This window comes from Xylanibacter brevis P6B11, from assembly GCF_000621825.1.
Taxonomy (GTDB): domain Bacteria; phylum Bacteroidota; class Bacteroidia; order Bacteroidales; family Bacteroidaceae; genus Prevotella; species Prevotella brevis.
This window is the reverse complement of record NZ_JHXG01000006.1, coordinates 146261-164376: the sequence shown is the minus strand read 5'-3', so window position 1 is coordinate 164376 and position 18116 is coordinate 146261. Positions and strand designations below refer to the sequence as shown.

Annotated in this window: 13 protein-coding genes; 10 read left to right on the top strand and 3 right to left on the bottom strand. The window is 53.1% G+C overall.

The genetic code is table 11. The features are described 5' to 3' along the window. Window positions 1–20 precede the first annotated feature (20 nt). Window positions 21–1256, bottom strand: a complete 1236-nt coding sequence (locus tag T496_RS0102225; protein ID WP_027449303.1) for a M16 family metallopeptidase — start codon at window positions 1254–1256, stop codon at window positions 21–23. 157 nt (window positions 1257–1413) lie between these two features. On the opposite strand from T496_RS0102225, the gene T496_RS0102220 reads away from it, so the two are divergent. Further along, window positions 1414–2358: a PfkB family carbohydrate kinase gene (locus T496_RS0102220; protein ID WP_027449302.1), complete on the top strand. Its 945-nt coding sequence runs from the start codon at window positions 1414–1416 to the stop codon at window positions 2356–2358. Here the strand turns inward: T496_RS0102220 and T496_RS0102215 are convergent. Continuing rightward, entirely contained in the window at window positions 2347–2877 is a 531-nt protein-coding gene (locus T496_RS0102215) for an LOG family protein (RefSeq protein WP_027449301.1), read from the bottom strand. The two genes, T496_RS0102220 and T496_RS0102215, sit on opposite strands and share 12 nt — an antisense overlap. Window positions 2878–2983: 106 nt before the next feature. Between T496_RS0102215 and T496_RS0102210 the strand changes: the two genes are divergently transcribed. After that, a complete protein-coding gene (locus T496_RS0102210; RefSeq protein ID WP_027449300.1) occupies window positions 2984–4813 on the top strand; it encodes a DEAD/DEAH box helicase in 1830 nt (609 codons plus the stop codon). A gap of 130 nt (window positions 4814–4943) precedes the next feature. On the opposite strand, the gene argB is transcribed toward T496_RS0102210, so the two are convergent. Beyond that, on the bottom strand, window positions 4944–5723 hold the full coding sequence (gene argB, locus T496_RS0102205) for an acetylglutamate kinase (RefSeq protein WP_027449299.1): 780 nt from the start codon (window positions 5721–5723) through the stop codon (window positions 4944–4946). Between the two features lie 310 nt (window positions 5724–6033). Here argB and T496_RS13240 point away from each other — a divergent pair, with 310 nt between their 5' ends. The 8 genes from T496_RS13240 to T496_RS14330 all read left to right on the top strand — a co-directional run bounded on the left by T496_RS13240 (window position 6034) and on the right by T496_RS14330 (window position 18083). Next, complete coding sequence (locus T496_RS13240) at window positions 6034–9024, top strand: SusC/RagA family TonB-linked outer membrane protein (protein ID WP_052342033.1); 2991 nt, start codon at window positions 6034–6036, stop codon at window positions 9022–9024. Window positions 9025–9043: 19 nt separating this feature from the next. Then, window positions 9044–10486: a RagB/SusD family nutrient uptake outer membrane protein gene (locus tag T496_RS0102195; protein ID WP_027449298.1), complete on the top strand. Its 1443-nt coding sequence runs from the start codon at window positions 9044–9046 to the stop codon at window positions 10484–10486. 26 nt (window positions 10487–10512) lie between these two features. Then, window positions 10513–11274: a DUF4843 domain-containing protein gene (locus tag T496_RS0102190; RefSeq protein ID WP_027449297.1), complete on the top strand. Its 762-nt coding sequence runs from the start codon at window positions 10513–10515 to the stop codon at window positions 11272–11274. Window positions 11275–11284: 10 nt separating this feature from the next. Continuing rightward, window positions 11285–12919 carry a PKD-like family lipoprotein gene (locus T496_RS0102185; RefSeq protein WP_081783510.1) on the top strand — a complete coding sequence of 545 codons (1635 nt, stop codon included), beginning with the start codon at window positions 11285–11287 and terminating at the stop codon, window positions 12917–12919. A 27-nt stretch (window positions 12920–12946) separates the two neighbouring features. Continuing rightward, the gene (locus T496_RS13235; RefSeq protein WP_027454775.1) at window positions 12947–14110 is read left to right on the top strand and encodes a thioredoxin family protein; all 1164 of its coding nucleotides are present in this window, start codon (window positions 12947–12949) and stop codon (window positions 14108–14110) included. A 63-nt stretch (window positions 14111–14173) separates the two neighbouring features. After that, on the top strand, window positions 14174–15571 hold the full coding sequence (locus T496_RS0102175) for a hypothetical protein (RefSeq protein WP_027449295.1): 1398 nt from the start codon (window positions 14174–14176) through the stop codon (window positions 15569–15571). 5 nt (window positions 15572–15576) lie between these two features. Then, window positions 15577–16050 carry a hypothetical protein gene (locus T496_RS0102170; RefSeq protein WP_155808597.1) on the top strand — a complete coding sequence of 158 codons (474 nt, stop codon included), beginning with the start codon at window positions 15577–15579 and terminating at the stop codon, window positions 16048–16050. Window positions 16051–16064: 14 nt separating this feature from the next. Next, window positions 16065–18083, top strand: a complete 2019-nt coding sequence (locus T496_RS14330) for a DUF6055 domain-containing protein (protein ID WP_155808595.1) — start codon at window positions 16065–16067, stop codon at window positions 18081–18083. Window positions 18084–18116: the final 33 nt, after the last annotated feature.

The window sequence follows — 18116 nt, the reverse complement described above, 5'->3', positions numbered from 1 at the left end:
CTCCGGTTAGCCTTCTTCGTTTATTTATATATCAAAGTGGTGATTCTGTCTTCAGCAAAAAGTTGCTTTGCGACTTTTTGAAGATCATCGCTGGTGAGCCCGTCGATATGGCGCATGATGTCGGTGAGGTCGCGCTCCTTACCCGTGTGCAGGAAGTTCTTGGCAAAGTCGAGCGCAAACTGTTCGCGGCTGTCGCTGGCAATGGCCAGCTGGCCCTGCAGCTGTCGTTTGGCGGCGGCCAGTTGCGTGGTCGAGAGCGGTTTCTGCATCAGCTTGTCTAGTTCGCGGCGTACCAGTCGCAAGCAGCGCTTCACGTCGGCCGGGTCGCACCCGAAATACACCGACCACATGCCCGTGTCGCTATAGCTCACCATCGAGCTATCCACGCTATACACCAGTCCGTTGCGCTCGCGCAGTGCGATGTTCAGTCGCGAGTTGAGGCCCGGTCCGCCCAGTATGTTGTTCAGCAGGTAGAGCGCCCAGCGCCGAGGGTCGCTGCCGGCAAAGGCGCGTGTGCCCAGCATCACGTGTGCCTGGTGGGTGCCGCGGTGGCGAACGAGTAACCTCTCGTCCGTCTTTTCCTTCAGGGGCGTGGCTGTGTGCCCAGCGGGCTGAACCGCCTGTTCGCCCTTTCCCTTGATCGACTTGTTGAGCGTGGTGGCGATGGTCTTCTTGTCGATGTCGCCACTGAGGAAGAACACGCAGTTCTCAGGGCGATAGTAGCGACTGGTGAAGCGGTGGGCATCGTCGCTGGTGTAGCTGCGCACCTGTTCGCTGGTGCCCAGGATGTTGTGGCCCAAGGGGTGCCCCTCGAACAGGATGTTCTCGAACTCGTCGTAGATCAGTTCGGCAGGCGTATCCTCATAGCTGTCGATCTCGTCGCACACCACCTCGCGTTCCTTCTCCACCTCAGCCTGAGGGTAGGTGCTGTCAAACACGATGTCGCAGAGCACGCCGATGGCTTTCTTGGCATGCTTAGCCTGAATGGCACAGTAGAACACCGTGTCCTCCTTGTTGGTGAAGGCATTCAGTTCGCCTCCCAGTCCTTCGATGGCGTTGATGATCTGTACGGCCGACATCTTCTGTGTGCCCTTGAACGAGAGGTGCTCGCAGAAGTGGGCCAGTCCCTCCTCGCCAGGCAGTTCGTGGCGTGTGCCCGCCTTGACGGCGATGCCGCAATACACCACCTGCGAGTCGGATGGCAGGTGGATGACGCGAAGGCCGTTGTCGAGTGTAAAAGTGTTGTATTTCGTCATTTGAAGTGCAAAGGTATGAAAAAAAGCGCATACCGCAAAAGATATGCTCAAGGTTTGTTTTTCAAAGAAACGAATGATTTTTGTTTTTTTTCGCAATTAATTCTTTGAGATGATAATTATTGCTTATCTTTGCATCGGACTTTAAATGATATGATAAATGCAAAAGGTTATTGGTATAGGCGAGACGGTTCTCGACATCATCTTTAAAAACGAACAGCCGATAGGTGCTGTGCCGGGTGGTTCCACGTTCAACTGTCTGATATCGCTAGGGCGTTCGGGCGTGAAAGCCTCGCTGGTCAGTGAGACCGGCAACGACCACGTGGGGCGCAGAATTATCGATTTCATCGAGAAAAATGGTGTTGATGCCTCGTGTGTCTATGTCTATCCCGATTCCAAGTCGCCTGTATCGCTGGCCTTCCTCAACGAGAAGAACGATGCAGACTATATCTTCTACAAAGATCATGTCAACGACCGACTGGAGTTCTCCTATCCCGACATTCAGAAAGACGACATCGTGGTGTTTGGCTCTTACTTCGCCGTGAACCCCGTGATACGTCCGCAGGTGCAGGCCTTTCTGGAGTATGCGCGCAACCGTGGTGCCATCCTCTATTATGATGTGAACTTCCGTTCGTCGCACAAAAACGAGGTGATGAAGCTGACGCCCAACATCCTGGAGAACCTGGAGATGGCCGACATTGTGCGTGGCTCTAGCGAAGACTTCGAGGTGATGTTCCACAAGACCGATCCCGATGCCATCTATCGTTCGCAGATAGCCTTCTACACGAAGAAGTTCATCTATACCAGTGGTGCCGGACCCGTGGAACTGCGTGCCGACGATAACTTCTCCAAGCAGTATGCCGTGGACCACAACAACAAGGTGGTGAGCACCATCGGTGCGGGCGATAACTTCAATGCAGGCTTCGTGTTTGGCATGATCAAAAACCACATCACACGCGAAAACATCGAGCGCGGACTCACCGAACAGCAGTGGGACAACGTCATCAGCTATGCCATGCAGTTCTCGGCCAACGTCTGTCAGAGTGTAGATAACTCGGTGGACGAGGGCTTCGGCAGCGCCATGGCTGCCCAGTTAGCCGAGTAGGCGCTGGACGTCGTCGAGCGTTGACGCCACGCGGATGAGCTGGTGCCAGTCGCCGCGAATCACACCTTTCTCGCTCAGGTCGTCGAGACAGGCTATGAGCGAATCCCAAAAACCTTTCATGTTCCACAGGATCAGTGGCTTCTGGTGGTATTGCAGTGTGGCTGCTGCTGCCGTGGTGAACAGCTCGTCGAGGGTGCCAATGCCGCCAGGCAGCACGATAAACGCATCACTCTGCAGCATCATCAGGTCCTTGCGGTCGGTCAGGTTCTCGGTGGGGATGTGCACATCGAGGTAGGGGCTGAGGCGTCCCATCTCCTCAATGCGACGCGGCACCACGCCAATGACCTGTGCACCGGCCTCTTTCGCCGCCTTGCTCACGCTGTGCATGAGTCCGGCATCGTGGCCGCCGAACACGATGGAATGGCCGTTTTCTGCGGCCCAACGGCCCAGTTCCTCGCTCATGGCGAAGAAGTCGGGGTCTATCTGCTGATTAGCAGAACAATAAATGCATAGTTTCATGACTGCAAAGATAGTAAATAAAATGAATAATGAGAATTGAAAAATAAGAATTAAACACAGATTATTGAAAATTAATGCGTAACTTTGCGCAGACAAATATTATTATATGAAGACATTTGAAGAATTAGGTGTGAGCGTAGAGATACGCCGAGCCATCGAAGAAATGGGATTTGTACAGCCCATGCCTGTACAGGAGGCAGTCATTCCTACACTGTTGGAGAGTAGGCAAGACACCATTGCATTGGCACAAACTGGTACAGGAAAAACAGCATCGTTTGGTATTCCATTGTTGATGAGAATAGATTTAAGCAGTCGCGACACGCAAGCACTCGTGTTGAGTCCTACGCGTGAGCTCTGTCTGCAGATTGCCGACGACCTGCGCGACTTTTCTAAATATATGGACGGCGTACACGTGGAGGCCGTCTATGGCGGCGCTGCCATCGAACAGCAGATTCGTGCGCTGAAGAAGGGTGCACAGATCATTGTAGCTACGCCGGGCCGACTGATAGACCTGAAAAACCGTGGATATGTACATCTGGAGAACGTGCGCAACATCGTGCTCGACGAGGCCGACGAGATGTTGAACATGGGATTCACCGACAGTATTGAGGAGATCTTCGAGGCGCTGCCCGAGGATCATAACACGCTGATGTTCTCGGCCACGATGAGTCGCGACGTGGAGCGCGTGGCCAAGCGCTACCTGAAGGACCATCAGGAGATTGTGGTGGGCTCGCGCAACGAGGGTGCCGAGAGCGTGAACCACATCTACTATATGGTGCAGGCCAAGGATAAGTATCTGGCACTGAAACGTATTGTAGATTACTATCCGAAGATTTTTGCCATCATCTTCTGCAGAACGAAACTGGAGACACAAGAGGTGGCCGACAAACTGATACGCGACGGCTATAATGCCGAGTCGCTGCATGGCGACCTGTCTCAGCAGCAGCGCGACCTGACGATGCAGAAGTTCCGTCAGCACCTCACGCAGTTGCTCGTGGCCACCGACGTGGCTGCCCGCGGACTGGACGTCGATGACCTGACGCACGTCATCAACTTCGGACTGCCCGACGACATTGAAAACTACACACACCGCTCGGGTCGTACGGGTCGTGCCGGTAAGAAGGGCACCAGCATCTCTATCGTTCACTCGAAAGAGAAGTTCAAGATCCGTAACATCGAGAAGGTGATAGGCAAGAGCTTCGTGGAGACACCGATTCCTTCGGCCGAGGAGATCTGCAAGAAGCAGCTCTACAAGGTGATGGACCAGATCGTGAAGACCGACGTAAACGACGATGAAATTGCGCCTTTCATGCAGGACATCAGTCGCTACTTCGAGTTCATCGACAAGGAAGAGCTCATCAAGAAGATCGTGTCGCTGGAGTTTGGCAAGTTCCTGGCTTACTATGCCGACGCACCCGAGATTGAGGTGCCTACGAAAGAAAAAGAGCGTCGCCCGCAAAGCGACCGCGAGAAGCGCAACAATAAGCCTGAGAAGGGATTCAAACGACTGTTTATCAACCTGGGCAAGAAGGACGGTTTCTTCCCCGGCGTGCTGATGCAGACGTTGAACCGTTATGTGGGCGGCCGTCAGGCCGTGGGACATATCGACCTGCTGGATACCATCTCTTACTTTGAGGTGCCCGAGAAGGACGCCCGCAAGGTGATGACCCAGCTCACGGGCATTCGCTATAAAGGGCGCACCGTGCGCTGCAATGCCGAGGACGACAAGGCCGGCGCACAGAGCCACCAGGCCGAGCACGGCCGTCGCACTCAGCGAGGCAGAGAGGAAGGGCAGGGTAGTCAGCGCCCCCAGCGCCAGTATAAAAAGGAAGATTGGCGCTCGCTGATGCAGAACACCCCTCGTGTGGATTTCAAAGGCGAAGAGCCCGACTTCAGCGAAGAGGGCTGGGCCCGCCGCAAACCTAGAAAGAAATAGGTCGAAAAAGCACCTGTGACGATAGAAATAAAAGGAAAGAACGGGTTTTTAATTCATCCGATGAATTAAAAACCCGTTCCTACTTTATGCCTTTTCGCCTTCAGCAGAGTGCTGACCTGCTGACGGGTGCTTACTGCGTGATGACCGTGCCGTGCTGTCCGTCGATGGCTGTGGCCTTGGTAATGATAACGCGCTCTACGCCAGCATCGATGGCCGAGAGCGCATTTTCTATCTTGGGCAGCATGCCGCCGCTGATGGTGCCGTCGGCCTTATAAGTCTCGAAGTCGGCATGGGTGATGTTGCTGATGACCGACTGGTCGTCGTCGGGATTGCGGAGCACGCCGGGTTTCTCGAAAGCAAAGATTAGGGTCACGTCGAAACCGGCGGTAGCCATGGCCTTGGCGGTCTCGGAAGCCATCGTGTCGGCATTGGTGTTGAGCATGTGGCCCTGGCCGTCGTGGGTCAGTGGGGCAATGACAGGGATGATGCCTGCCTCGATGAAATGAGCTATCTTCTGGCCGTTGGCCGCTTTGACATCGCCCACAAAACCATAGTCAATGCCGTTTTTCAAGGGGCGCTTGGCCGACAGCAGGACATTGCCGTCGGCACCGGTCAGACCTAAGGCGTCGGCACCCAGTGCCTGCAGGCGTGCCACGATGTTCTTGTTGACCAGTCCGCCATAGACCATGGTCACCACCTCCAGCATGTCGGCATCGGTGATGCGGCGTCCGTCCACCATCTTGGTCTCGATGCCCAGTCGTTCGGCCATCTTTGTGGCCTTGCGACCACCACCATGCACCAGGATCTTGGGACCCTGGATGGCCGTGAAATCATGTAAAAGCTGCGACAGTTGTGCCTCGTCTTCAACCACGGCACCGCCCACTTTCACGATAGTAATCTGTTGTTTCATAACTAAAAATAACTACATTTTGTCGTAATTTCGTGCAAAAGTACAAAAAATAATTCGATACTCCAAATTTAATTTTCATACCAAAAGTTTGGTATTTCTAAAAAAAAACTTTCAAATTGTAATTTATACACCAAAATAATTTGTATCTTTGCATCCGACATAAACGCAAGATAGGTATATGAATAAAGGTCTACGTAGCAAATCTCTTTTATTACTAGTGTTTTTAGAGGCCCTCTGCGGGTCATTGTATGCCCAGGATGATAAACCAGCTTCTATTCCTATGCAGTCTGTGCAACCATCAGTGCAGGCGATGGACGCTAAAGGTAATATCGTGCTGAAAGGTGTTATCATCGACGATCAGGGTGAACCACTGCAAGGTGCCAACGTGTACGTGCGTGAAATAAAAGGTGGTGCGGTGGCCGACGAGAAAGGTCGTTTCACGCTGACCGTGCCCAAGGGTACTGCCATCACGGTGGACTACTCATACGTGGGCATGGTGACGCAGACGAAGAAGTATGACGGTAAGCGCCCCTACAGCAACCTGCAGATTGTGCTGCACGAGGACAACCGCCTTAACGAGGTGGTGGTGACGGGTCTGTTCGACCATAAGTCATCTACGTTTACAGGTTCGGCCTCGTCTTTCACCCGCGATGAACTGAAGCAGGTGACCAGTGCCAACGTGCTGAAGGCCGTCCAGGCGCTCGATCCTGCCTTTGTGGTGGATATGAACAGCATCAACGGTTCGAACCCTAACTTCATGAGCGACATCACACTGCGTGGTAATGCTTCGTTTGGCGGCCTGCAGGGCGACTATAGTGGTAACCCCAACGCACCGCTGTTTATCCTCGATGGTTTTGAAGCTTCGCAGCAGCAGATCTTCGACCTCGACATCAACCGCATCAAGTCGGTGACCATCCTGAAGGACGGTGCTGCCAAGGCTATCTATGGTTCGAAGGCCAGCAATGGCGTGGTGGTTGTGGAGACCGTACAGCCAGAGGCCGGCAAGCTGCGTATCACCTATACGGGCGACCTGAGCATTGAGGCGCCCGACCTGACAAGCTATAACCTGTGTAATGCAGCCGAGAAGCTGGCGGTGGAGAAGAAAGCGGGTCGCTATACGGCCTCTTCACCCTACTTCCAGTCGCAACTGGACGAACAGTACAACGAACTGGTGGCCAGCGTAGCCAAAGGCATTGACACCTACTGGCTGTCGCAGCCGCTGCGCACCGGTGTAGGCCAGAAGCATACGGCCTATCTGGAGGGTGGCACACAGGAGATGCGCTACTCGGCCAGTGTGATGTATAACAACATCGCCGGTGTGATGAAGAAATCGGGCAGAAGCACCGTGTCGGGCAATATCAACCTGTCGTACCGCCACAAGGAGTGGATGTTCCGCAACTCGCTGACGGTGACGGGCAACCGTGCCGACGATAGTCCTTACGGCAGTTTCTCTGACTATGTAGGTCTGAACCCTTACTTCCGTCCCTACGATGACAACGGCAACCTGCTGAAGGTGCTGGGCAGCTATACCTCGCCCGGTAGCAACGGTAGTACGCAGACATACTACAACCCGCTGTATAATGCTTCGATAGGTACCAAGAACTTCTCTAACTATACTGAGGTATCGGAGAACTTCTACTTGGAATATCGCCCTACCGACGACCTGCGCTTCACCGCTCGTCTGGGCTATACGCACCAGAACAACAAGCGTGAGGACTTCTATCCCGGCGATCACACCCGCTTCACCACATGGACGGGCGACCGCTACTTCCAGCGCGGTAGCTATGCCATCACCAACGGCGAGAGCAACAGTATCTCTGTCGATGTGACAGGACACTACACCCACCGCTGGGGCAAGCACATGCTGCTGAGCAACGCGGCCTACTCTCTGCAGTCGTCACAGTCGTCTTCGGAAGGTATGACGGCATGGGGCTTCCTGAACAACCATGTGGACCACATCACCTTTGCCAAGCAATATGCCGAGGGTGGCGTACCTTCGGGTGCGGAGACCACCACACGCTCGCTGGGACTGACGGGTGCCGCCAACTACTCGTATGACGAGCGCTACCTGCTGGATGCCAGTCTGCGTCTGAACGGTTCTTCGGTATTTGGCCGCAACAACCGTTGGGGTACGTTCTGGAGCCTGGGTGCGGGATGGAACCTGCACAAGGAGAAATTCATGGAAGATGTGAAGTGGTTGACGCTGTGCAAACTGCGCGTCACCTACGGCTTGACCGGTAACCAGAACTTCTCGCCCTATCAGTCGAAAGCTACGTATAAGTTCTATGATGCCATCGTCTATGACAACATCTCGGGTGCCTACCTGATGGCGATGCCCAACGAGAACCTGAAATGGCAGCAGACGGGTGACTTCACCGTGGGTCTGGACCTGGGCATTGCCAGCAAACTGAACTTGCGCTTCGACTACTACGACAGTAAGACGCGCGATGCACTCATCGCCATGTCTATACCAACGTCAACAGGTTTCAGCTCTTACATGGAGAACCTGGGCAACGTGGTGAACCGCGGTGTGGAGGCTACAGCCAACTGGCGCCTGTACCAGAAGGAACAGTCGTTCCTGAGCGTGACGGGAAGTGTGGCCCATAATATTAATAAGGTGACGAAGATCAGTGATGCGCTGCGCTCGTTCAATCGTGAACAGGATGCCGAGAAGACCAGTTCGCCCATCATCCGCTATGAGGAGGGACAGTCTATGACGGCTATCTGGGCCGTGCGCTCGCTGGGCATCGACCCCGCAACAGGTCGTGAGTTGTTCCAGAAGAAGGATGGCACCTCGACCTACGACTACACTACCGACGACTATATCGTGGCTGGCGACAGCAACCCCAAGGTGCACGGCACATTTGGTGTGAATGGTGAGTATCGTGGCATCGGTGGCAGCCTGCTGTTCACCTATCAGTTGGGTGGTGACTACTACAACCAGACACTGGTGGACCGCGTGGAGAACGTGAACGTGGCCAACAACGTGGACAAGCGTGTGTTCAGCGACACATGGACTGCACCTGGCGATGTGGCACTCTATAAGCGCATCTCGAGCACACCTACCACCACCTATGCTTCTACTCGTTTTGTGCAGCGCAACAATATGCTCGACCTGACGACCGTATCACTCTACTATGACTTTAAGTACTGGTCGTGGTTGCATCGCGCCAAACTGGAGCGCCTGCGTCTGACATGCTATGTGAACGATGTGTTCCACCTGTCTTCGGTGAAGGCTGAGCGTGGTCTGGCTTACCCCTATGCCCGCACATTCTCGTTCTCACTGACAGCAACATTTTAAAAACTAACAGGAAAAGAAGATGAAAAAGATACAGAAAGATTTGCTGAAGATTGTGATGGGCGCCGTGCTGATGCCCGTTGTCAGTGCCTGTAACGACTGGCTCGACGTACAGCCTCGTTCGCAGGTGGAGGATACCGAGCTGTTTGAGACCGAGAGTGGCTATAAGGAAGCTCTGGCAGGTGTGTACTCGTCGATGGTGTCGGCAAGTACCTATAGCAAGGAACTGACCTATGGCTTTATCGGTGTGCTGGGACAGGAGTGGGACTTCTATTATGCTTCGCAGTATGACGATGCAGCTGCCTACAACTATGATGCCTCGGTGCCTACGGGCTATCTGCGTGGTATCTGGGGCACAAACTATAGCGGTATTGCCAATGCCAACAACCTGTTGGCGCACATCGATGGCGACCGTCGCCTGTTCTCGCAAGACAACTATGGCGTGATCAAGGGTGAGGCGCTGGCCCTGCGTGCCTTCCTGCACTTCGACCTGCTGCGCTGCTTCGGCGTGAGCTTCGAGGTGAACCCCGAGCAGTTGTCTATCCCTTACTGCAAGTCCTTGAGCTACCGCGTGTTCCCACAGTTGTCTGTACGCGAGGTGACCGACTCGATCCTCAGCGACCTGGCTGCAGCCGAACAGCTGTTGGAGACCAGCGACCCCATCGTGACAGGACGTGAGATCAGCGAGGTGACGGACAATGGCTATCTGCAAAACCGCCAGTTGCACCTCAACTATTATGCCGTGAAAGCTCTGCAGGCACGTGTCTATATGTGGCGCGGTGACTATGAGGAGGCTGGAAAGGCTGCCGATGTGGTGATCGAGTCGGAGAAGTTCCCATGGGCTAAGGTGGGCAGCATGCAGACGGGTACCGACCGTTGTCTGGCCGACGAGCTGCTGTTTGCACTCAACAACCTGACGATGACTGCCGATGTGGCCGACAACTACTTCTCGGACGATTCGCCCTATAGCTTTGCCGTGACACGCGAGCGACTGCTGGACTACTTTAACAACGCAACACAAGACTACCGATATACATTCCTGTTTAAAAATGGTACTGCTACGCATGCGGCCAATCGCTATCTGAGAAAGTATGATGAGCCCAGCAACAACAGCAACTACTATCGTTTTAAGATGCCACTGATGCGTGTGGGCGAGATGTACCTCATCAAGAGTGAGGTGGCCTATCGCCAGGGCGACACGGATCAGGCCCGCAAGGTGCTGAACACTCTGCGCAAGGCGCGCAACCTGACGTCACTGAACAAGTTGCCTGCCGACTACTACCAAGAGCTGGTGTATGCCTATCGTCGCGAACTGCTGGGCGAGGGACAGCTGTTCTTCCTCTACAAGCGACTGAACCGTCCCACCATTCTCTACTCACCAGTGGATGCGATTGCCGAGAAGGTCTATACTTTCCCATTGCCGCTGACCGAGACAGAGGTGGCAGAACGTGAACCTAACCGATAATGATGGATGTAAAGATGAGAAGGAAAATGAAAAAGATCATATTGTTGGCATGCTGGTGCTTGGCACTGGTGGCGTGTGAAAAAGAGGAGGTTTCTACTTTCAATACCCATTATACGGCACTGAACATCTGGGTGGGTTCTCAGGCTGGCGCCGTGTATGAGTCGGTGGACCACAACTTCTCGTATGTTTACGAAGAGGGCGACGTGACCTTTTATGCGCAGTTGAGCGGCATGCCTGCCGACCACGACCGCACATTCCATCTGGAGGCTTTCGGTGGTGACTCGGCGCAGGTTATCAACGCTATACGACTGGAGGACTATGTGATTCCTGCTGGTGCAGTAAGCGGTGTTTATCAGGTACACTTCAACACGCAGAAGCTGTCGGATCCCAATCTCTTCACCACGGAGGATGGTATCATCTACTTCCGTGTGGTGCCTAATGATGAGTTTGCCTTGGGTACCGAGGGCCATCAGCAGTTTGCGGTGGTACTGAAGAACTACCTGGCTAAGCCATCCAACTGGGAGGTGGCCAACTACCCACAGATGCCCCTGGATTATTACTTCGGCGCTTATAGCCGCGTGAAGTATCAGTTCATGATTGAACACTTGGGCATGAAGGACTTCCAGGTGAACTACAATGCACAGACGTCGTACGACGAGGAGACCAACGTGGTTTCTAACTCGTATGCAATCTATCTGGTACAGGTGATGCAGCGTGCGCTGGCCGACTATAATGCTGAGCATAGTGAGCCCCTGGTTGATGAGTTTGGACTTCCAATAACCTTTTAATTGACTTTGAATGATGAAGAGATATTTTTCTATAGTTCTCGGCGGGCTGACAGCCATGCTGTCGCTCGTAGGTTGTTATGAGGATAAAGGTAACTATGATTATCGTGAACTCGACGTGGTGAGCATCGATACCGTGGAAACGGGCATCCTGTCGGCCTACTCGCTGATGCGCTTCGACCATCTGCGCCTGGCACCGAAGGTCTATTTCAATGGTGAGCTGGTGGACGATAACCAGGAGGTGCCCTTGGACTACCAATGGACCATCTTCAGCAGCGTGAGTGGCTCTGGCGCTAACAGCGTGATTGACACCATTGGTAATCAGCGCGTGCTGGATACAGTGATCAGTCGTACGGCTGGCAGCTATCTGGTGCAGCTCGTGGCTAAGAACCGTCATACGGGTGTATGCCAATTCTTCCGCGTCCCTGTGTCGGTGAGCGAGGTGCTGGATGGCGGATGGATGGTGTTCTACGAGCGTGCCGATCAGCCGGGCACATCAGACCTTGCGCTGATACATAACCCCTGGACGAAGAATAATGTGACCTATGACAGAATCTATACGAACCTCTACGAGACAACCAACGGTGAACTGTTGGAGGGTAAACCCGTGCGCTGTCTTGACATCGCCGTGTCAATGGCTGCCGGCAATAACTACGTTGGCCTCTGTACCGACCGTACGTTGGTGGGCGTCAGCGAGAATGCCATAGAGAAAGCACTGCAGTTCAAGGACTTTTTCCACGAGGCACCAGCCACCGAGGCGCCCATTTGGTATGGCGAACATGGCTCTGGCGTGATGTCCGGTCAGAGTTCTGAGGTGCTGATCAATAATAATCAGGTCTATACGAATACCTACGTGTTTAGCGCTGCCGAGGGTCGTACCACCCGTTTCGGCGTGGCTAAGTTTGGCGAAGAGGTAGGTCAGTTGGCCGCATGGAACGCAGAGATTCCCAGCACGCTGAACTATGGCGTCATCGTTTACGACCAGACCTACCACCGCTTCCGCTATGCCCCCTTTAACGGTGCACGTCTGGAGAAGTTTGGCGAACAGGATATGGAGCAGGCTGCTTTCGATGTGAACAACACCGGCATGGAACTGCTGTTGGCAGACTGGGGACGCGGTTCCAGTCAGGGTAACGGATTGCTGCCCTACGACTACCTGCTGATGGGTAAAGGTGATCAACGTTACCTGGCCGTGGCCAACTTCTCGACCTCGTCACCCGAAGATACAGAGATAGGCGTAGGCCTCTATCCGCTCAATAGTCTTTGTCCCAACATCACCGCAGCCACCACGTTTGCTGCCAGTCATGTGGGTAGCTTTGTGTACTACGGTGCCGGTCAGTCGGTCTATACGCTGGCCTACGACAGCGGTCTGCCTGCTACCGAGGCATGGACAGCGCCCTCTGCCGACGAGGAGGTGACCTGTGTGCGCATCATGAAGTACTATCATGGCACCATCTACGGACTGGGTCGTGTGCCCCAGTCAGACAATCTGGTGCACATCGCCACCTGGAACGACAAGACCAAGGAGGGCCATGTGTATCAGTACCTGATTAATCCTGCCAGTGGTATCCTGGAGACCGACAGTCACTATGAGTATGTGGTGCCTGGACGTGTGAAGGATATGGCATGGAAATTCACATTACAATAATAGTCAAAAACTAATAAAAGGAATAAAATGATGAAAAAACTGACACTGCTGATGATGATGTTCCTGACAGCTGGTGCTGTCATGGCTCAGGGTATTGCTTTCGAGCCTGATGGAACAACACTGGAACAGGCCTCTGCTAAGGCTAAGGCCGAGAATAAACTGATTTTCCTGGATGCGTTCACAACCTGGTGCGGTCCTTGTAAGATGATGGCTCGCACGGTGTTCCCACAGGAACAGGTGGGCGCTGCCATGAACCCCAAATTCGTGAGCGTCAAGATAGATATGGAGAGCCCCTATGGTGCACCTCTGGCTAAGAAACTGCAGATTACGGCCTTCCCAACGTTTGTAATCTTCAATGCTGACGCGCAGGAAATAGGTCGCTTTATGGGCGGCAGCTCTGCCGAGGAGTTTCTGAAGCGCGTAGAGGAAAAGAGCAAGGACAATGCTTCTGCCGACCTGCAGGCTCGCTGGAAGGCTGGCGATCGCGATCCTCAGTTCTTGTTCCAGTACCTGAAGTCGCTGTCGGCTACCTACAAGATGCAGGAGGCTGGCGAGGTGGCTGAGGCTATCCTGGACGGTAAGGAGGAGACTTTTGCTGCTGATAGCACACTGCGTTCTATCTTTATCCGTAATATCCAGAATCCCTTCGCTAAATCTTTCGTTTATACAGCCAAGAACCCCGAGGTGCTGGCAGCATATATCGGACGTGGCAATGTGGATGCCAAGATCGCTTCGGTGTTTACCAACTACCAGCGTGACCTGCTGGTAGAGACAGCTGATTCTGTCTATCTGAACCAGGAGGTGTACGACCGTTTTGCTGCTCTCCTGAAAGAACTGAATGTGAAGGGTGGCAACCAGTATCTTTATGGTGCACAGATCCAGGCAGCTGAAAAGCAGAAGAACTGGCAGGCATACCTGAAGTATATCCAGGCATACCTGGCCGATCCCACACTGGATGCCGGCGATATGCAGTTGGCACGCTGGGCTCGTCCGTTCTCTTCTCCCGCAGCCGATGCTGAGTTGAAGGCCACCTTCAGATCTATCCTCGTGCAGCGCATTGAAGACATCAAGGCCGGTAAGCGTCAGGCTTCGCGCCAGGTGGGCAATATGCGTCTGTCTCGTCCCACCGACGAACTGCTGCAGATGATCGTCAATGCCTTTGATGGCAAGATGCCCAACCAGCAGAAATAAGCTCAATAACGAATCACGCGTGAAAACTAAATAGATTGTATTATTTTTAAAAAGAGAAAGTGTATGAAGAAGATTTTACTAGCACTTGTGGCACTTGTAGCCACCACAGCATCATTGAATGCACAGAAGAAAGTTATCACTGAGACCGCAGTGTCATCAGCTGATGCTTCAGTAGTGATTACTCATCGTTTCTACAATGAGCAGGGTAACGTGATTTACAAACTGATTGAAGGCGTTTCTGAGTCAACCTATTCTTACAACGATCTGAATCAGTTGGCTACGGAGGAGTACAACGTGTTTAATAACTACAACGCTGGTCGCACCTACGTGTATAACTATACGGAAGGACAGCTTGTGTCACGTGAGGAGAAGGCTGGCGAGCGTGTGCTGAGCACTGTTAAATATGATGAATACGGAAATCCCAGTGGTACTCTTTCTGCCAATGGCCTGGAAATTCCTCAGCAGAATACCTATGATGATGACCACAACCTGTTGAAGAGTGAGATTAAACATCCCATTGCAGGTATCGTTATGAGCACCACAGCCTATACATATAGTGACGGTGTGCTGGTGAAGAAAGAGACCTCAAATTCTGCAGGTGTCGTCACAGAAACAGTCACCTACACCTACGAGAACGGCCAACTGGCAAAGACGACAGCAAGTGCTGGTGACGATGGCACCGTAGAGACTGTCTTCAATTATGGTGATATTGATGCCTACTACGCACCTCAGAACGTACAGGCTGTTGCCAACCAGGGCAACACCGTGACGCTTTCATGGAGCGGTAGTGCTGATGCAGTGGTGTTCAATGGCCAGTACATTGAGGTAAAGGGCACATCTTACACCACCGACGTGCTGCAGGATGGCACCTATACCTTCTATGTTTCTAACCAGGGTAATGCCGTTGTAGTTCCCGAGGTGACTGTCTTCGACAACTCAAAGGTTGGTGTTTACGACGTAGCGCTGAATGGCGACATCACTGCAAAGACTGTGGTTACTGTTGATGAACAGGAACAAGAGAAGCGTACCACCACCTATTATATCCCCGTTAAGTGGTCTATAGATGAGGATGCTAAGCCCATTGGCTATCGTATCTACTATAATGACAACTACTATGTAGATGTAGAAGATGGCACCATCACTGAATATACAATTCCTGCTACCAACGTGACCATCTGGAATGGTGCTGTGGTAACACTGCCCTTCAAGGTAACTGTACAGGCTGTTTACGCTACTGGTGTGGCTGATCCCGACAATGTTCTTGAGTTGGATACCGATGCCATTCTTGCCATAGAACCAGAGGTGGTTAACGGCATCAGCTCTGTCAGTGCTTCACAGTTCAAGGCTTCTGGTGTTTACAACCTGAACGGTGTTCGCGTAGCCAACAGCGTCAATGGTTTGACACGTGGCCTCTACATCGTACGCCAGGGCAACATGTCAACAAAGGTGATCGTACGCTAAACACAATGAAGAGAATTGCTCTTATAGCACTTTTGACTTCTTGTCTCTTTACGGTGGCACAGGGGCGTGGCCTCGTCTTGCAACTGACGGGCGGTGTCAAGGCTTTCTATCCCTTGGCAACCAGTGATGCCGCTGTCACCCTGAAGATGACGAATGAAGGCTTTCAGGTGGAAGCCGCGCAATATGCTTTCACTCAGATTGAAAAGTTTTATATCTCAGAGACCGATGAAGAGGTCTCTGAGATTAAATCTTTTTCTGCCCAGCAGGCTGATATCGTTCAGCAGGGTGGGGTGCTTTATGTGATAGGCAATACTGGTCCTCTGCGTGTCTTCGCTCTCGACGGCAAGGAGATGACCCACCGTGGTCGCCATCTTGTTCAGACCCTGGGCGGCAGCATCGCTGTTAACATCCAGTCGTTGCCTGCAGGCACCTATATTCTTCAGGCAGGACAACAGAAAGTCAAGTTTACGAAACGATAATGAATCCACTGCTCATGAAAAATATAGAATTACGATGCTTGGCTTTCCTCTGCCTTCTTTCCACGCTGACCATCCAGGCTCAGCACACCATCTATGGCGTTAAGCGAAGTGGCGCTTTCGTACAGAACAAGCAGAAGTTTGTTTTGAACGAGGGCGATGCCCTGGAGTTCCAGAACATGCGCTATTATACGGTGGACAAGGAAGGCGCTCGCCAAGGTTATCTCTATACCACTGCCGACACCTTCTACGTGGAAGACCCCGGCATTGGCGTCTATCGTCCCAACTACCTCCGCAACAATGATTTCGATGATGAGAAGAGTCAGTACTGCTGGAGCCGCTCTAAGCAGTCAGATCACTTTGTAGTATTCTGGGAACCCGAGTTCGGTAGTGATCCTACCCAGGCGCCCGAACCCTATACCTTCAGTCCAGACGACTTGTTGGAGCGTGCCGAAAAGGCCTTTGCGGTATATACCACGCAGCTCGGTTTCTCAAAGCTTGGCAACTCAAAGACCTTAGACAGTAATAAGATCATCATGCTGGTGCACTATACCGACGTGTGGCGTGCCACCGGATCGGGCGTTGACAACCGCGTAGGTACACTCGATGTCAACCCCGCAGCCGCCAACACAGCTATCACTACGGCCCATGAGATTGGACACACCTTCCAGTATATCGTGGGTTGCGACGAAGGCACACAGCACGGCTGGCGCTATGGTTTCGGTCCCAATGCCTCTGGCGGTTGTGGCTGGTGGGAGAGTTGTGCTCAGTGGCAAGCCTTTAAGGTCTATCCCGAGCAGCAGTTCACCACCACCTGGGCCAATCCCTGGAAGTATGCTCACCTCAACCTTCTGCACGAGGAGTGGCGCTATTTTAACTTCTTCGTACAGGATTATTGGTGCGAACTGCATGGTGCCGACTTCATCGGTCGCCTGTGGAAGGAGTCAACCTATCCTGAAGACCCTGTCGAAACCTATCAGCGAATGAACAACGCCTCACAGGCCGACTTCTGTCGCGATATGTATAACTATGCCACCCGTGCCATTACGTGGGATATAGAGGCCCTCCGCACCGCTGGTCGCCGCTATACCGACCGCTTCGAGACCTCGCTTCACAACGCAGGCGACGGTTGGTGGCAGGTCGATTCAGCCCAGTGTCCGCAGAACTATGGCTTCAACGTCATCCGTTTGCGTGTCCCCGCGGCCGGTACTGTGGTCAAGGCTTCGTTCAAAGGCATTGCCGGTGCCAAGGGCTATCGTGCCTATCAGGTCGATAAAGCCGGCTGGCGCTATGGCTTTGTGGCGCTGCAGAGCGATGGAACCCGCGTCTATGGTGATATGTATGCCGACGCAGAGGGAACGGCCGAGATGACCATTCCTGCCGAGACCACCAATCTGTGGTTTGTGGTCAGTGGCGCTCCAACCGAGCATTTCCGCCATGCCTGGGAGATGGGTACCGACGAATTCGGTAATGATGTGCACACCCCTGCCACGCTCTCCAACGACGAGCAGTGGCCCTATCAGGTGCGTTTCACCGGCACCAACCTGCCCGGACAGTATTACTATCCCGCAGACTATCCCCGCACCGATATCATCATTGATGAGGCTGTGACGCTGAAAAAGACCGGTGCTACGGGCACGAACGTGTCTTCGGTGGTCAATCTACCCATGGAGCAGATCTACGACGCCCTAGGCCTCTCTACAGAGCTCGTAGGCCAGCTTACGCCTGGCGCCAACGAACCTGCCAACCTGCGTCTTCGTGCCTTGAATGCCGATGGTAATGAGAGCGACAGCCGCTTGTTGTCTTCGCAGTATTACTGGGGCTTCAATGCCAGTGGCGATGTGGTGGAAGGCACCGTTGCCAGCACCAACTACCTGTTGACGCTCAACTATGCCAAGGGAAAAGTCACCGTCAATGGCTATCGCTCCCGTATCAGCGTGGGCACCACCTATCAGGCAGCCCTTGAGTTCATCTTCATCAATACCGATGGCAAGGCCTATACAGCCACGATCCATTTCAGGGTCAAGGTAGAATAACAACGAAAAATGGAAGTTAAATGGGCTTCATGA

Coding starts and splice junctions, on each gene's coding strand:
- T496_RS0102225 (WP_027449303.1), bottom strand. CDS start 1,256: ATGACGAAATACAACACTTTTACACTCGACAACGGCCTTCGCGTCATC.
- T496_RS0102220 (WP_027449302.1), top strand. CDS start 1,414: ATGCAAAAGGTTATTGGTATAGGCGAGACGGTTCTCGACATCATCTTT.
- T496_RS0102215 (WP_027449301.1), bottom strand. CDS start 2,877: ATGAAACTATGCATTTATTGTTCTGCTAATCAGCAGATAGACCCCGAC.
- T496_RS0102210 (WP_027449300.1), top strand. CDS start 2,984: ATGAAGACATTTGAAGAATTAGGTGTGAGCGTAGAGATACGCCGAGCC.
- argB (WP_027449299.1), bottom strand. CDS start 5,723: ATGAAACAACAGATTACTATCGTGAAAGTGGGCGGTGCCGTGGTTGAA.
- T496_RS13240 (WP_052342033.1), top strand. CDS start 6,034: ATGGACGCTAAAGGTAATATCGTGCTGAAAGGTGTTATCATCGACGAT.
- T496_RS0102195 (WP_027449298.1), top strand. CDS start 9,044: ATGAAAAAGATACAGAAAGATTTGCTGAAGATTGTGATGGGCGCCGTG.
- T496_RS0102190 (WP_027449297.1), top strand. CDS start 10,513: ATGAAAAAGATCATATTGTTGGCATGCTGGTGCTTGGCACTGGTGGCG.
- T496_RS0102185 (WP_081783510.1), top strand. CDS start 11,285: ATGATGAAGAGATATTTTTCTATAGTTCTCGGCGGGCTGACAGCCATG.
- T496_RS13235 (WP_027454775.1), top strand. CDS start 12,947: ATGATGAAAAAACTGACACTGCTGATGATGATGTTCCTGACAGCTGGT.
- T496_RS0102175 (WP_027449295.1), top strand. CDS start 14,174: ATGAAGAAGATTTTACTAGCACTTGTGGCACTTGTAGCCACCACAGCA.
- T496_RS0102170 (WP_155808597.1), top strand. CDS start 15,577: ATGAAGAGAATTGCTCTTATAGCACTTTTGACTTCTTGTCTCTTTACG.
- T496_RS14330 (WP_155808595.1), top strand. CDS start 16,065: ATGAAAAATATAGAATTACGATGCTTGGCTTTCCTCTGCCTTCTTTCC.